The sequence below is a fragment of the Embleya sp. NBC_00896 genome, assembly GCF_045207785.1.
GTDB lineage: Bacteria > Actinomycetota > Actinomycetes > Streptomycetales > Streptomycetaceae > Embleya.
This window is the reverse complement of sequence record NZ_CP108776.1, coordinates 259,947-274,609: the sequence shown is the minus strand read 5'-3', so window position 1 is coordinate 274,609 and position 14,663 is coordinate 259,947. Positions and strand designations below refer to the sequence as shown.

Annotated in this window: 12 protein-coding genes; 4 read left to right on the top strand and 8 right to left on the bottom strand. The window is 72.4% G+C overall.

Translation table 11 applies throughout. The annotated features are described in order from the left end of the window. Positions 1-12: 12 nt before the first annotated feature. Positions 13-1,473, bottom strand: coding sequence for a uracil-xanthine permease family protein (locus OG928_RS01300; protein WP_406277829.1), 1,461 nt, complete (start codon positions 1,471-1,473; stop codon positions 13-15). Positions 1,474-1,733: 260 nt separating this feature from the next. Next, entirely contained in the window at positions 1,734-3,347 is a 1,614-nt protein-coding gene (locus tag OG928_RS01295; RefSeq protein WP_406277826.1) for a PucR family transcriptional regulator ligand-binding domain-containing protein, read from the bottom strand. Between the two features lie 256 nt (positions 3,348-3,603). On the opposite strand from OG928_RS01295, the gene OG928_RS01290 reads away from it, so the two are divergent. The 4 genes from OG928_RS01290 to OG928_RS01275 are packed head-to-tail and all read left to right on the top strand — an operon-like array spanning position 3,604 to position 7,466. After that, positions 3,604-4,179, top strand: a complete 576-nt coding sequence (locus OG928_RS01290) for a hypothetical protein (RefSeq protein WP_406277823.1) — start codon at positions 3,604-3,606, stop codon at positions 4,177-4,179. Then, positions 4,122-4,586, top strand: coding sequence for a DUF2877 domain-containing protein (locus OG928_RS01285; RefSeq protein ID WP_406277820.1), 465 nt, complete (start codon positions 4,122-4,124; stop codon positions 4,584-4,586). Before OG928_RS01290 ends, OG928_RS01285 begins: the two co-directional genes overlap by 58 nt. Then, positions 4,570-6,048, top strand: a complete 1,479-nt coding sequence (fdrA, locus tag OG928_RS01280; protein ID WP_406277817.1) for an acyl-CoA synthetase FdrA — start codon at positions 4,570-4,572, stop codon at positions 6,046-6,048. The genes OG928_RS01285 and fdrA overlap by 17 nt, the downstream gene beginning before the upstream one ends. Beyond that, entirely contained in the window at positions 6,045-7,466 is a 1,422-nt protein-coding gene (locus OG928_RS01275) for a DUF1116 domain-containing protein (protein WP_406277814.1), read from the top strand. The genes fdrA and OG928_RS01275 overlap by 4 nt, the downstream gene beginning before the upstream one ends. A gap of 76 nt (positions 7,467-7,542) precedes the next feature. Here the strand turns inward: OG928_RS01275 and OG928_RS01270 are convergent, their stop codons facing one another. The 6 genes from OG928_RS01270 to OG928_RS01245 all read right to left on the bottom strand — a co-directional run bounded on the left by OG928_RS01270 (position 7,543) and on the right by OG928_RS01245 (position 14,459). Further along, positions 7,543-8,652 carry an XdhC family protein gene (locus OG928_RS01270; protein ID WP_406277811.1) on the bottom strand — a complete coding sequence of 370 codons (1,110 nt, stop codon included), beginning with the start codon at positions 8,650-8,652 and terminating at the stop codon, positions 7,543-7,545. Between the two features lie 6 nt (positions 8,653-8,658). Next, the gene (locus tag OG928_RS01265) at positions 8,659-9,831 is read right to left on the bottom strand and encodes a vWA domain-containing protein (protein ID WP_406277808.1); all 1,173 of its coding nucleotides are present in this window, start codon (positions 9,829-9,831) and stop codon (positions 8,659-8,661) included. Position 9,832: 1 nt separating this feature from the next. Further along, positions 9,833-10,750 (bottom strand): AAA family ATPase, encoded by a 918-nt coding sequence (locus tag OG928_RS01260; protein WP_406277805.1) that lies wholly within the window; start codon positions 10,748-10,750, stop codon positions 9,833-9,835. Between the two features lie 296 nt (positions 10,751-11,046). Continuing rightward, a complete protein-coding gene (locus tag OG928_RS01255; RefSeq protein ID WP_406277802.1) occupies positions 11,047-12,837 on the bottom strand; it encodes a PIG-L family deacetylase in 1,791 nt (596 codons plus the stop codon). Between the two features lie 294 nt (positions 12,838-13,131). Next, positions 13,132-13,788, bottom strand: coding sequence for an enoyl-CoA hydratase-related protein (locus OG928_RS01250; protein WP_406277799.1), 657 nt, complete (start codon positions 13,786-13,788; stop codon positions 13,132-13,134). 2 nt (positions 13,789-13,790) lie between these two features. Next, entirely contained in the window at positions 13,791-14,459 is a 669-nt protein-coding gene (locus OG928_RS01245; protein ID WP_406277795.1) for a TetR/AcrR family transcriptional regulator, read from the bottom strand. Between the last annotated feature and the right edge of the window lie 204 nt (positions 14,460-14,663).

The following is a 14,663-nucleotide window of genomic DNA, read 5'->3' as shown; positions in this document are numbered from 1 at the left end:
TGCGCGTGGACGTCAGCTCGGCGGCGAGCCGGTGCCGGTCACGGGTTGCTTGTGTTCGGCGGCGTGCGGGTGTTCCTCGACTGTGCCCAGAGAGAGCGCCGTGCCACCTTCGAGTTCGACGTCGGCGGGTGCCTTCGGGTCCCGCATGTGCGCGGGGGCGAGGGCGTGCAGGACGTGGTATATGACGAGGGTGACGATCGTGCCCAGGGCGATGCCCTCGATGGTGAAGTCGTCGCTGAACTTGATCGCGACCCCGCCGATGCCGATCACGACGCCCGCGGCGACCGGCACGAGGTTGATCGGGTTGGCGAAGTCGACCTTGTTCTCGATCCAGATCTTCGCGCCGAGCAGGCCGATCATGCCGTACAACACGACGGTGATCCCGCCGAGCACGCCGCCGGGCGTGGCCGCGATCAGCGCGCCGAACTTGGGGCACAGGCCGAACAGCACGGCGACGGCGGCGGCCACGTAGTAGGCGGCCGTGGAGTAGACCCGGGTGGCCGCCATGACGCCGATGTTCTCGGCGTAGGTGGTGGTGGGGGAGCCGCCGACGGCGCTGGCCATCATGGTGCCGAGGCCGTCCGCGGTGATCGCCTTGCCCAGGCTGCCGTCCAGGTCGGCACCGGTCATCTCGGAGACCGCCTTGACGTGTCCGGCGTTCTCCGCGATGAGCGCGATCACGGCGGGCAGCGCGACCAGGATCGCCGAGGTCTTGAAGTCCGGCGCGTGCGTGCCGGGGAGGCCGAACCAGTCGGCCGAGGTGACCCCGGAGAAGTCGACGCGGTCGTGCGCGAACTCCTTGCCGTCGTTCTGGCCCGGCTGGACCGAGGTGATCTGACCGAAGCCCTTGTCGAATAGCCACGACATCGCGTACCCGAAAACCAGGCCCAGGAAGATCGCGATCCGGGACCAGAAGCCGCGCAGCAGCACCGTCATCGCGATGACCGCGGTCATCGTCAGGATGGCGATCCACTGGTCCTGCGGCCAGTACACCTTCGCCACCACGGGTGCCAGGTTGAAGCCGATCAACAGCACCACCGCGCCGGTGACCACCGGCGGCAGCGCCTTGTTGACGGCGGCGGCGCCGAGCAGGTGGATCAGGACGCCGGCGAGCGCGAGCACGGCGCCGGCGACCAGGATCGCGCCGGTGACCGTGGCGCTGGAGCCGCCGGAGGCCCGGATCGTGGCGACCGCGCCGACGAAGGCCGCGCTGGTACCGAGATAACTGGGGATCTTTCCCTGCACGATGAGCAGGAAGACCACGGTGGCCAGGCCCGACATCATGATCGCGAGGTTCGGGTCGAGACCCATCACCACCGGGAACACGAACGTCGCGCCGAACATCGCGACGATGTGCTGTGCTCCCAGGCCGATGGTCCGGCCCCACGAGAGTCGTTGGTCGGGGCGCACGACCTCACCAGGAGGTGGGGTGCTGCCGTCCCCGTAGAGTTTCCATCCCAAGCCGAGTGCCATGTTCAGCCGCCTTCCAGGCGTATGGGGGTGCGAGGGCGATTCGTTGTCGCACGACCCGGCACGGTGAGCGCGATCCGGTGGTATCCGCCGTTCCCGCCACGAGGTTGGAGGAAGGCTACGGACGGGCCGGACACCGAGGCTTGGGTGATAGGTGACAGAGCTGCTCCGGCACTGTTGTGGAATTCACCCAAGGTTTGTTTGCCTTCGTGTGTCGGGCCTTGGAGGAACGCCCAAAGGTCTGTCCGTCCGTGCCCGCGACGCTACAGCCCGCGCATGCGGCGGACCTGCAACGCCAGCATGATGTTGAGCCGCAGATGCGAGTCGGTCGTGAAGGAGCCGAGCAGCCGCTCGAGCTTGCCGATCCGATAACGCAGCGTGTTGTAGTGGAAGTGCAGGATCCGCGCGGTCTCGGCGACGTTGAGGTTGGTGTCCAGCAGCACCTCCAGGGTGGTGCGCAGATCGACGGTCTCCTCGTCCTCGCGGCTCGCGAGTTCGCCGAGGGTCTCCCTCATGAAGCTGGTCAGCTCGGCGGAGTCCGGGACCAGGCTCAGCAGTCGGTACACGCCGAGACTGTCGAAGTCGGCGACCCCGCCCGGGCCGTGCATCTGCCGGCCGACCTTGGCGGCGCGGCGGGCCTGTTCGTACGCCTCGGGCAGCAGCGCCGGATCGGTGACCACCCGGCTGACCCCGGTGGAGAACGACCGGCGTCCGCCGCCGCCGTCCCCCGAGACCTGGGCGACCATGTGCCGGACCGCCTCGCCGGGCGGGGTGCGCCCGGACGCGCCCATCACCACGACGACCTCCTGGCTGTAGCCGACCACGGCCGCCTGCGGATCGCGCTCGTGCACCACGATGCCCCAGGCCGTCGCGAAGCGCTCGTGCGCGGGCCGCAGGTCGTCGGGCTCCAGGTCGGGGTTCTCGCCCGGTTCGAGCTGCGCCACGACGACGGTCAGCGGGCGGTCGATGGCCCAGCCGAGCGAGGCGCAGTGCCGCACGGTGTGCAGCGGGTCGCCGGCCCGGCCGGCGAGCAGGTCGCGCATGAAGTCGCCCTGGTACTTGCTCTCGACCGCGGCGACCGCGAGTTCCTTGGTGATCACCAGCGCCGCGGTGGCGGCGGCTCGCTCCAGGACCTGGATGTCGCTCTCGTCGAGCGTGCGGCCCGCGGAGATCAGCACGACCCGGCCGTGGTCGAGGGCGCCGGCCAGGATCGGCACCAGCGCGACGCCCGTGCCCGGCTCGTCCAGGGCGCGCGAGCCGTGCTTGAAGCGCTCCACCCGGAAGCGGCCGGTGGCGTCGAACACGCCGCGCCCGTGCGGCTTCGCGTCGGCCGAGTCGGACGAGGCGAGCAGTCGGCCGTCGGGCGTGGTGACCATGACGGTGCCGCCGAGCAGCCGGCTGAGCTCGTCGGTGATCGCCTCCAGGCCGCCGCCGGCGAGCACCACGCTCACCAGCGCGCGGTGCGCCTCCTCGGAGCGGGCCAGCACCGCGGCCTGGCGGTTGAGGATGTCGGTGAGCACCTGGTTGAGAATGTCGTCGAACGCGACGTCGTCGGGCAGCCGGATGATCGGCAGGCCGACCAGGTCGGCGGCGGCCAGCATGTCGGCCGGCAGTTCGTCGAGATAGCGTCCGAGCTTGATCCCCACGGCGGCCAGCCGGCGCGACTCCAGCTCGGTCACCAGGTCGGACAACGACTGCGGGGTCTCGCGCAGTGGATAACCCGTGGTCAGCAGCAGTTCGTGCGGCTTGGTCCAGGGCAGGATGTCCGGGACCTCCATCACGTTGAGCCGCTGCACGACCCGGTCCAGGCCGCGCTCGCCGGCCAACAGTCGGGCGCCGGACAGGCTGGAGAGGCTCAGCACGTCGCGGACCGACACGCCACGAACGAGCGTGCCGGTACTCGCGGATCGCACTCCGCCGGGGCTTGGCAAGTTACGCGAATTAAGTGCGCCAAGGCTGGCAACATTCTCCATTCGAGGACCATAGCCATTGGATTACGTTCACAACAGACATAGAGCCGGTCCGATTCAAGTCGCAACGAACGGTCGGCCACACCGCCGCCGACCCGTCCCGGGGATCCCGTCCCCACCGTTTCCGTCGCCGGCTCCGCACCGTTCCCGGGAGGCACGCACCGTGGCAGACCCGGGAGGCACGACCACCGCCGCACCGCCGCACCGCGCCCGTGCGCACGCCTCGGCGAAGCGCCCGACCGCGGTGCCGGGCCCGACCGCGGTGCCGGGCTCGGCGTCGGTGCTGGTGCGCGACCTGCTGGAGCGGCCCGCGCGGCCCGCCCGGGTGCTGGGGATCTTCCCGGCCGCGGTGTACCTGGCCGACCCGGACGGCGCAGTGCTCGCCCTGTGCACGCACGACGCGGTCCGGCTGCCGAACGCCGTCGTGCTCGCCGCCCGAACCGACGCGTCGCCCTTTCCCGCGCTCGCCGCCCACCCCGACGCGCTCGCCGACGCACGCGTCGGCGACGGCCTGCTGACGATCGGGGCGCTGCGGGTGGACGCGGTCCGCTGGTGGACCCGCCGCGCCCGTCCGCGCCGAACGACACCGACGCCTCGCGGGCCGGCGTCGCCGCGCTGCGCACCGCCCTCGACACCGTGCCCACCGGCCTGTCCACCCGTGCGCGGGCCGACCTCGCCGAAGTGGGCCGACACGTCGCGACCGACCCCGAGCGCGCCGGCGCCGCCGCGCTGCGCCTGATCGGCCTCGGCCCCGGCCTGACCCCCAGCGGCGACGACGCGCTGTGCGGTCTCCTGCTCGCGCTGCGCCACCTGACTCCCGGCCCGACCGGCGCCCGGCTCGCGACCGCGCTCGGCGCACGCGTCACGGCGCACGCCGCGGGCCGCACCACCGACCTGTCCGCGGCATTGCTCGGCCACGCCGCCCGCGGCGACGGCTGCGCGCAACTGGTCGACCTGATCGGCGCCGTGGGCCGCGGACATGACGTATTTCCTTGCCTGCGCCGCCTGCTGACGGTGGGTCATACCTCCGGCGCGGACCTCTCCCTCGGCGTGCTCGCCGGGGCCGAGGCGGCCTGCGCGGGCACCCCGCTGGACCCGAACTCCCGTACCCCCGAAGGAAGGAGCGCCCGTGAGCAGCGCGCTTGAGCTGCGCCGCGGAACATACCGAGACTCGGTCAGCCTGATGCAGGTGAGCCGATCGGTATCCGCGGTGGACGGGGTGACCAAGGCGCTCGTCGCCATGGCGACGGAACTCAACGTCGGCCTGTTGGCGGGCATGGGCTTCGAGACGCCCGACGGCGCCGGCCCCAACGACCTGATCGTGGCGATCCGGGCCGACGACGAGGACGCGCTGCGGCGCGCTCGCGAGGTGCTGGAGGAGGCCCTCGTCCTGTCGACGGGCGGCGGCACCGGGATCGGTTCGGCCGCCGGCGTCCCGCCGCGCACGATCCGCACCGCCGCGAACGCGACGCCGGGCGCGACGCTCGCGCTCGTGTCGGTCCCCGGGCCGCACGCCTTCGCCGAGGCGATGGACGCGCTCGAAGCCGGCCTCGACGTGATGATCTTCAGCGACAACGTCCCCGTGGAACACGAGATCCGGCTCAAGGACGCGGGTCGCGAACGCGGACTGCTGGTGATGGGACCCGACTGCGGGACGGCCATGGTCGGCGGGGTCGGCCTCGGCTTCTCCAACACAGTCCGGACCGGGCCGATCGGCCTGGTGGCCGCCTCCGGCACCGGCTCGCAGGAACTGATGTGCCTGCTGCACGCGGCCGGCAGCGGCGTGAGCCACTGCCTGGGCGTGGGCGGGCGCGACCTGAGCGAGGCGGTCGGCGCCCGCTCGACCCTGCAGGCACTCGCGCTGCTCGACGCGGACCCGGCCACCGAGCTGATCGTCGTGGTCTCCAAGCCGCCCGCCGAGGCGGTCGCGGCCGAGGTCGAGCGGTACGCCGCCACCTTGTCCACGCCGGTCCAACTCGCGTTCCTGGGCCGGGGACGGGCGGACCTGACCGCCGCCGCGACCAAGGCGCTCGCCGCGGTCGGACACGCCGGCGTCCAGGACCGGACCTGGCGGCCCGAGCGGACGCCCGCCGCCCGCACCGGCGCCCTGCGCGGGCTGTTCTGCGGCGGCACGCTGTGCGACGAGGCGATGATCATCGCCGCCGACCGGCTCGGGCCGATCGCGTCCAACATCCCGCTCCAGGCCGACTGGGCGCTGCCCGCCGACCTGCGCGCCGCCGGCCACCTGATGATCGACTTCGGCGACGACGGCCTCACCGCCGGGCGCCCGCACCCGATGATCGACCCGAGCCTGCGTCTGGAGCGGCTCGCCGAGGAGTTGGCCTCCCCCGAGACGGCCGTGCTGCTCCTGGACGTCGTGCTCGGACACGGCGCGCACGCGGACCCCGCGGCGGAACTGGCCGAGGTGCTGCGCGCGGCCGGGCCGGACGCGCCGGCCGTACTGATCTCGCTGTGCGGAACCGACCTGGACCCCCAGGACCTCGACGCCCAGGCCCGCACGCTGGCCCTTGCGGGGGCCGAGGTCCACCTCTCCAATGCCGAGGCCGCCCGGCGTGCCGTGGCGATCGTAGAAGGGCTCGACGCGTGAGTGCTCCCAACCCCCCAGGCAACGCGCTGCTGACCCGGGACCCGTCGGTGGTGACGGCCGGCGCCGAACTGCTCGCCGACGCGCTGACCGCGCAGGCGGTACCGGTGACGGCGGTGGACTGGCGCCCGCCGCTGCCCGGCACCGCGGACGCGCTGGCCCGAGTCCTCGCGGACGCGCGCCGCGAAGCGGCCAACAAGGTCGCGATCGAGCGGGTCCTGGCGTCCACGCCGCACCTGGTGGACGTCAAGCCGGCGAGCGAGGCGCTGGGCCTGACGCCGGGCCAGTTCCGGCACGCGGGACCGCCGATCGACTGGGAGCGGGCCTCCGGGCCGATGCGCGGCGCGCTGATCGGCGCGGTGCTCTTCGAGGGCCTGGCCGACTCGCCCGAGGCGGCGGAGAAGTTCCTCGCCGAGGGACGGGCCGAACTGGACTCCTGCCACCACCACCGCGCGGTGGGGCCGATGGCGGGCGTGGTCAGCCCGTCGATGTGGATGTTCGAGCTGGAGGACACCACCCACGGCACCCGCGCGTGGTGCTCGCTGAACGAGGGCCTGGGCAAGGTGCTGCGCTACGGCGCGTACGGCCCCGAGGTGATCGAGCGGCTCCAGTGGATGTCGGCGGTGCTCGGCCCGCTGCTGCGCACGGCCGTGCGGGCGGGCGAACCGATCGACATCCGGGCGATCATCGCGCAGATGTTGCAGATGGGCGACGAGGGCCACAACCGCAACCGCGCGGGCACCCTGATGCTGCTGCGCGAGCTCCTGCCGAACATGATCGACAGCGGCGCGCCGACGTCGGACATCGCCGAGGCGGCCAGGTTCGTGGGCGGCAACGACCACTTCTTCCTCAACCTCGACATGCCCGCCTGCAAGCTGGCGATGGACGCGGGCCGCGACGTGCCCGGCTCGTCCCTCGTGGTGGCGATGGCCCGCAACGGCACCGACTTCGGCATCCAGGTGTCCGGCACCGGCGACCGCTGGTACACCGGCCCCGCCGAGGTCCCGGACGGCCTCTACCTGGGCGCGTACGGGCCGGACGACGCCAACCCGGACATCGGCGACTCGGCGATCACCGAGACGGCGGGCATCGGCGGCTTCGCGATGGCGGCGGCGCCGGCGATCGTGCGCTTCATCGGCGGCGAGGTCGACGACGCGCTGGCCGCGACCCGGCGGATGTACGAGATCACCCTCGCGGAGAACCCCGCGTACCAGATCCCGGTGCTCGACTTCCGCGGCACGCCGACCGGCATCGATGTCACCAAGGTCGTGCGGACCGGCATCCTGCCGCAGATCAACACCGGCATCGCCGGTCGGGTCGCGGGCACGGGCCAGGTCGGCGCGGGTCTGGTGACGCCGCCGGCGGACTGCTTCGTGGCGGCCATCGGGGCGCTGGCGGAGGCGGCCGCGCCGCTCGGCTGAGTCGAGGCGAACGAAGGGCCCGCCGGGTGCGAATCGCACCCGGCGGGCCCTTTGTTTTCGCCGCCCGCGGGTCGGCTCAGCGGTGGATGCGTCCGCTCGTGTGCGACAACGGTCGCGCCGAGCCGCCGTGCCGGCCGCGGATGATCTCGGCGAGCACCGCGATCGCCGTCTCCTGCGGAGTGCGCGCGCCCAGGTCGAGGCCGATGGGGGAGTGCAGCAGCGCCAGTTCGGCCTCGGCCAGGCCCGCTTCGCGCAGCCGCAGCACCCGGTCCTCGTGCGCGCGCCGACTGCCCATCGCACCGACGTAGGCGACCGGCAGGCGCAGCGCCCGGACCAGCACCGGCACGTCGAACTTGGGGTCGTGGGTGAGCACGCACACGGCGGTGCGCGCGTCGACCCGGGTACTCGCGAGGTAGCGGTCGGGCCAGTCCACCACGAGTTCGTCGACGTCGGGGAAGCGGTCGGCGGTCGCGAAGACGGGACGGGCGTCGCACACGGTCACCCGGTAGCCGGCGAACGCGCCGGCCCGGGCGACGGCCACCGCGTAGTCGTTCGAGCCGAACACCAGCAGGCGCGGCCGCGGTACGTAGGAGCGCACGAATATGATCTCGCCCGGCCACACGCCGAGTTCGCCGACCGGGACGAGGTCGTCGCCGTCCGGCCGCACCAGCGTGGTCCGGTCGGCTTCGAGCAGGTCGCGCAGGCCGCCCACGAACGGGCCGCACTCGTCGTCGCCGGCGGCCTCCCCGTCCGGGCCGACCAGCGTCCGGGCGCCGAGCCGGGTCGGATCGCCGGTCGCGACCACGGTGGCGACCGCGACCGGCCGGCCCTCCCGCAGCGCGGCGATCAGCTCGGGGAACTCGGGGTAGCGCGCCGGATCGACCGGTTCGACGTACACCTCCAGGGTGCCGCCGCAGGTCAGCCCCACCATCAGCGCGTCGTCGTCGCTGATCCCGTACGCGGCGGTACGGGGCAGGCCGGTGTCGATGACCTCGTTCGCCAACTCGTACACCGCGCCCTCGACACACCCGCCCGAGACGCTGCCCAGGGCCACGCCGTCGGCGGACACCGCCATCACCGCGCCGGCGTCGCGCGGGGCACTGCGCAGCGTGGACACCACCGTGGCGAGCGCGAAGGTACGCCCGTCCAGGTACCACGCCTCGAGGTGATCGAGCAGTTCACGCATGGCCGCTCACCTCGTCCGTCGTTCGTCGACCAGCAGTGCGCACAATTCCTCCAGGGCCGCCAGGCTGTGCCCGGCGACGAAGTCGTCAACGTACGGCAGGGCGGCGGCCATACCCGCGGCGAGGGGTTCATAGCCGTCCCGGGCCCGGTGCGGATTGACCCAGATCACCCGATGGGCGAGCCGGTGCAGACGGGCCATCCCCATCCCGAGGCGGTCGGGATCACCGCGTTCCCAGCCGTCGGAGGCGATCACCACGACCGCCCCCCGGGCCACACCGCGCCGGCCCCAGCGCTCCAGGAACGTGTGCAGCTGGTCGCCGAGCCGGGTGCCGCCGCTGAAGTCGGGCACCAGGGCGGACGCGGCGGCGAGCGCCCGGTCCGGGTCGGTGTGCGCGAGTTCGCGGCTGATCCGGGTCAGCCGGGTGCCGATGGTGAACACCTCGGTGCCCCGGCGCCGGCGGGCCGCGGCGTGGCCGAAGCGCAGCAGCGCGTCCGCGTACGGGGCCATCGAGCCGCTGACGTCCAGGAGCAGCACCAGGCGGCGCGGGCGGACGGTGCGTTCCGCGTACCGCAACCGGTCGAACTCGCCGGTCCGCAGCGCCGCGCGCACCGTGCGCCTGCGGTCGATCCGGCCGTGCCGGGCCGGGCGCCGGCGCCGGGTGCGGCGCATGGGCGCGGCCGGGCGCAACAACGCCAGCAGCCGGCGCAGCTCGACGCGCGCGGCGGGATCGAGCGAGGCGATGTCGCGGCGGCGCAGGATCTCGGTGCGGTCGGCGGCGGCGATCCGGTCCTCGCGATCGTGCTCGCCCTCCCGCGGCGGCGGGGGCCGGTCGGCGCCGGGCAGGCCCACGGCGCGCTCGACGTCGACGACGGGTCGGCGCTTGCCCGGCGGCGGTTGCTCGCAGCCGAAGTACGCGGTGAACGCGGCGTCGTAGCGGGGCAGGTCCTCGCGGGTGGAGCACAGCGCGAGCCGGCCCGCCCAGTAGGTCGCGTGCCGCTCGTCGACGCCGAGCGCGGCGACCGCGGCCAGGAACACGTGCACCCGCTGCGGGTCGGCCGCGACGCCGGCGGCCCGTACCGTGCGCGCGAACGCGACCAGCACCTCCACCCCGTCCCGTCGCACCGGCGCGCCGGCGGCGGCCCGGACGGTCGCGGCGTCGAGCGGGCTGCGCGCGGCCATCTCAGGCGCCCGCCGCGAGCAGCCGATCGAGCCCGGTGGCCCGTACGCTCTCCAGGTCCTCCCGGTGCTTGAGCACCGCCCCGAGCGTGCGCGCCGCGCTGTCCGGGTCGAGTTCGCGCACCCCGAGCACGAGCAGCGCGCAGGCCCAGTCGAGGGTCTCGGACACCCCGGGCTGCTTGACCAGGTCGGCCGCGCGCAGCCGACCGACGGCCCGCACCACGTCGTCGGCGAGCCGCGCGCCGACCTCGGGCAGCCGGCGGCGCACGATCGCCACCTCGTGCGCGTGATCGGGGTGATCGAGCCAGTGGTAGAGGCAGCGCCGCTTGAGCGCGTCGTGCAGTTCGCGGGTCCGATTCGAGGTCAGCACCACGAGCGGCGGCACCTTCGCGCCGATCCGCCCCAGCTCGGGCACGGTCACCGCGAAGTCCGACAGCACTTCGAGCAGGAACGCGTCGAACTCGTCGTCGGCGCGATCCACCTCGTCCACGAGCAGCACCGCCGGCGCCGCCTCGATCGCCTGCAGCACCGGTCGGGCGATCAGATACCGCCGGTCGTACAGCCCCGCCTCCAGCGTCGCGGCATCGGTCTCGCCGGCCACGCCGGCCGCTCGAAGGTGCAGCATCTGACGGGGGAAGTCCCAGTCGTAGAGCGCCTGGGACGCGTCCAGCCCCTCGTAGCACTGCAACCGGAACAGCGGTACCGCAAACGCGTCCGCGAGGGCCTGCGCCAGCGCGGTTTTGCCTACCCCCGGCTCACCCTCGACCAGCAACGGCCGGCTCATTCGCAACGCGAGATAGGCGGCGGTCCCGATGCCGTCGCCGGCCAGGTAGTCCACGGCATCGAGCCGCCCGACCACCCCCTCGGGCCCACCGAGGCCGTCGCCATCGACGCCCTCGCCATCCCACCACGGCTCCGTCACGGTCCGCACCTCTCGACGCACACGACGCACATGCTGCTCGGTTCACCTCGGCACGACCCCGCCCGAGTGATCGTTGTCCAGTACACGCCGTCTCCCTTACCCCCCTCGACGGCAACATCTGCCAAACCGGCCGCCCCTCCCTGTACACGAGGCCCGTGATCGGGGCCGCGGTCGCGGCCCTACCCACGGAACGGGAACGACCCCGGACCCCGAGCCCAAGGCTCGAAGTCCGGGGTCACCCGTCGTACACGACTGCTCGACGCGCCGGGGCGGCGACGATCGGCGTGCCGTGGGGCTCAGCTGATGGAATTCCAGTCGGCGAAGGCCGCGTCGGGGGCCCCGGCCGACTGCTCGGCCACATACAGGAGGCCGTTGGCCCCGATGTGGAAGAGGGACAGCCGACCGTCACCCCGGGTGACGATCGCCGGCGAGTCGATCACCAGACTGGCGAACCGTCCCCATCCCGCGTACCCGCCGGTCGGGGAGGTCTGCCAGTTCAGGCTGAGCCCGGAATTGTCGTTGCGGGCGTACAGGAGCAGCCGCCCATCGGACCCGCGGGCGACCTCGGGCCGTCGGGTGCCGCCCTGGTCGCCCGTGCTCGACGTGGTCTGCTGCCACGCACCGGCCACGTTCAGCTGGTTGAGCACCGAGACGGACCCGGTCCCGCTCGTGCGGTAGAACACCCGGACCCGGCCGTTCGCCGCGACCATTGCGGTGGGCGCGCTGGCGACGTTGCTCGCCACCAGGAACGGGTTGTGCGAGAACTGGCCCTTGGTGTCCCCCTGGTACCAGGTGGCCAGCTTCCCCACGCGTCCGCTGTTGAGGGTCCAGCCGAACAGTTCGATGCGGCCGACCCCGTTCACGACGGCGCTGAGGCCGTCCTGGACGCCCAACCCGCCGATGTCCTTCCAGCCGAGGTCCCACGCGCCGTTGCTCGGGTTGGACTGGTAGACGGTGCCGACCCTGCCCGCGCCGTTCTTCACGAAGATCTGCAGCAGGCCGTCCGCGTTGCGGACCATGAGCGGCGTGCCGACCTGGGTGCGTTTCGTCGTGTCGACCAGGTCGTTGGGATTGCCGAAGTTGCTCCACGACGCGGCGAAGTTCCCGTTGACGGCTGTCTGGTGGATCGTCATGATCGCGTCGTTGTCGAGCCGCCGGCCCACCACCTGGAGTCGGCCGTCGGGGTTGTTGCCCACGGACAGCCCGGGTGCCAGGGGGCCACCGGGCGAAGGGAGTTGCTGCGCGGCGCTCCACGTCCCGTTGGCGCTCTGGCGCCAGGTGAGGACCTTTTCGCCCACCACCGCGAACGCCTGGAGGCCGCCGTCGGTGTTGCGGCCGATCCAGTTCGATCCGCGTGACCAGCGTTCGTATTGCGGTCGGCGCCAGGCCTGGGTGCCCTGCGCGTTCGTGGCGATGCTCTCGTACTCGCCGGACGCGGCCAGCTTGTTGTACAGGTCGTCCTCGGCGAGGTTGTCGGGGGCGTTGGCCGTCCCGTACCCCTGGAACGCCGCGACGAATATGCGGCTGGTCTCCGTCGCGCTGTAGCGACCTATTGCCCGATTTGCGAAAATCGCGGCGGAGATATGATCACGATGATCGGATTGGTTCCGTATGTCGGGATTTGCGTCCAATATTCGTACCCCCGCGGGCCGATACTCGCGGAGCAGCTGGTACAGGGCCTCGGAGAGGTCCTCGGGGCGATAGACGTAGGTGGCGTTGACGCCCGTCCCGGGCGACGCCGGGTTCTTCGTGATGCAGGATCCCGCCGGGTTCTGCGCGAGCGGTTGCAGGCAGGCGTCGTCCGGAAGGTTGAGGAACACCACGCGAATGTCGGGTCGGTCGTCGAGCGTGTAGACCTCGGCCTTCGCGTTGGCCACCGTGATCGAGGAGCCGGTCCACGACGAGCCCCACTTCTCGGCCATGGCCGCGTAGGCCGCCATGATGCCCTGCTGGCGCAGCAGGAGCGGATCCTGAATCTCGCCGGCCGTGAGGTAGACGGACGTGGAGGACCCTCCCGCCCGGATCCCCTCCAGCAACTCGGGATTCATGAAGTACAGGTCGTCGTCGGGATGTGCAAGGATTTGCAAGAAACCGCTGGGCGGATCCGAGGGCCCCGCGGCTGCCGGCGGCAAGGCGCCGAGCGCCAATGCGACCGTCAGTACCGCCGAACCGAGGATTTGTCGCAGATATTGTCCTGGTATTCGCACTTTATCTCTGTCGTGTAGAGGGGTGACGAATTCACCCAGGCAGAGACTAGTGAAAATGCCGAGCGGTGGTTGCCGTTCCGGCGACCCGTTTTGCTCGCGGCGCGGCCCGATCGCGAATTATCCACGGCTTTTAGGTCGGCGTGTCCTGATTTGGCGATGGGCCGCGAGCGGGATTCAGGGGTTGGTGAGTGCCGTGACGGCGGTCACGTACATGGTCGACTTGATCGTGCCGAGGGTGGTGCGGTCCTTGCCCGCCAGTGGCCGAATCCGGGCGGTGGCGGCCTCGATCAGGCCGCTCTCGTCGGCGACGTCGTCGACCAGGGCGAGATCGCGGGCCTCGCCGCCGCCGAAGCGCCGTCCGGTGGTCATCGAGGCGATGGCCGCGGCGGGCGTCAGCTTGCCCTGGATGAGCGCGGCCATGCCGGGGGAGAAGGGGATGTGGATGTCGACCTCGGGAAAGCAGAAGTAGCCCCGGTCGGCCCGCATGATCCGGAAGTCGTGGGCCATCGCGAGCATCGCCCCGGCGCCGAACGCGTGGCCGTTGACCGCGGCGACCGTCGGGACGGGCAGGGTGAGCAGCCGGGCCAGCAGGACCTGTACGTCCGCGACGTAGGGCGCGAGTCGGTCGCCGTGCTCGCCGAGCCAGTCCAGGTCGAGCCCGTTGGAGAAGAACTTGCCTCGCCCGGTGGTGACCAGCGCGGCCGGCCCCGGGTGGTCGACGACCGTGTCGAGCAGCGAGTGGACGCTCTTCATCCAGTCCGGCGCGAACCGGTTCTCCCCGTCGCCGAGGTCCAGGACGAAGACGCTGTCCTCGTGGCGCAGTTCGGGCATGGTCAATCCTTTCCGGAGGGTGTCGGCCGCCCGCCGCGCGGAGGCGGCGGCGGCAGGGTGAGGACCGCGCGGACCGCGGCCTCCAGACGTTCTCGATTGTCCGGGCCGACCACGGGCCCGCCGGTCGGGGTCGGCCCGGTCAGCGCCCGGCGGAACAGGGCCGTCGGCAGGTCGACCACGCACATCGTCATCACCGCGACGCTCGGCCCGTCGGCCCGGCCCCACAATGCCCGTGCCAGCCGGGTCAGCATCGCCGACACGCGCTCGTCCAGCGCGAGCATCGCCTCGGCCGGTTCCGGGGGTACTTCGGGGCCGAGCAGCTGCTCGCGGCGCACCTCCATGAGCATGCGGGCCGCCGCGGGCCGCCGGTCGGCGAACACCGCGGGCGCGCTCGCCGCGGCCACCACCGCCGCGACGGCCGCCTCGGGCCCGCTGCCGCGCACCGCGTCGACGAGCTCGGCCTGGAGATCCAGGAAGTCGCCCGCGGCCCGCAACCACACCCGCCCGAGCAGCACCGGCAGCGACCCGAAGGCGTGATAGATCGCCCCGTTCGACACCCCGGACGCCGCCGCCAGCGCCCGCACGGTGAAGCCCTCCGGCCCACCGGCGGCCACCAAGGACTCGGCGACGTCCAGCAGCCGTTCAAGATCGTGAACCCGAGGCCGAGGCATGCCGAAACAATAACAGAGCGTCCGCTCCACAACACCTCTCGCCGACCCCGAACGGCGCTCCTCATCCCCGACCTGCCGCCACGACGCGTCCCGCACACCCGACGGGCCCACGATCGCCGTGGGCCCCGTCCGATCCCGGTCCGCCCGGTGGACGCGCCGCCGGGCGGACCGGTCAGGCGGTCGGTTCGCTCAGGCGGCAGACCT

What these genes read in the sequence shown, in the direction of transcription:
- OG928_RS01300 (WP_406277829.1), bottom strand. Translation starts at nt 1,473, where the DNA reads ATGGCACTCGGCTTGGGATGGAAACTCTACGGGGACGGCAGCACCCCA.
- OG928_RS01270 (WP_406277811.1), bottom strand. Translation starts at nt 8,652, where the DNA reads ATGCGTGAACTGCTCGATCACCTCGAGGCGTGGTACCTGGACGGGCGT.
- OG928_RS01265 (WP_406277808.1), bottom strand. Translation starts at nt 9,831, where the DNA reads ATGGCCGCGCGCAGCCCGCTCGACGCCGCGACCGTCCGGGCCGCCGCC.
- OG928_RS01250 (WP_406277799.1), bottom strand. Translation starts at nt 13,788, where the DNA reads ATGCCCGAACTGCGCCACGAGGACAGCGTCTTCGTCCTGGACCTCGGC.
- OG928_RS01245 (WP_406277795.1), bottom strand. Translation starts at nt 14,459, where the DNA reads ATGCCTCGGCCTCGGGTTCACGATCTTGAACGGCTGCTGGACGTCGCC.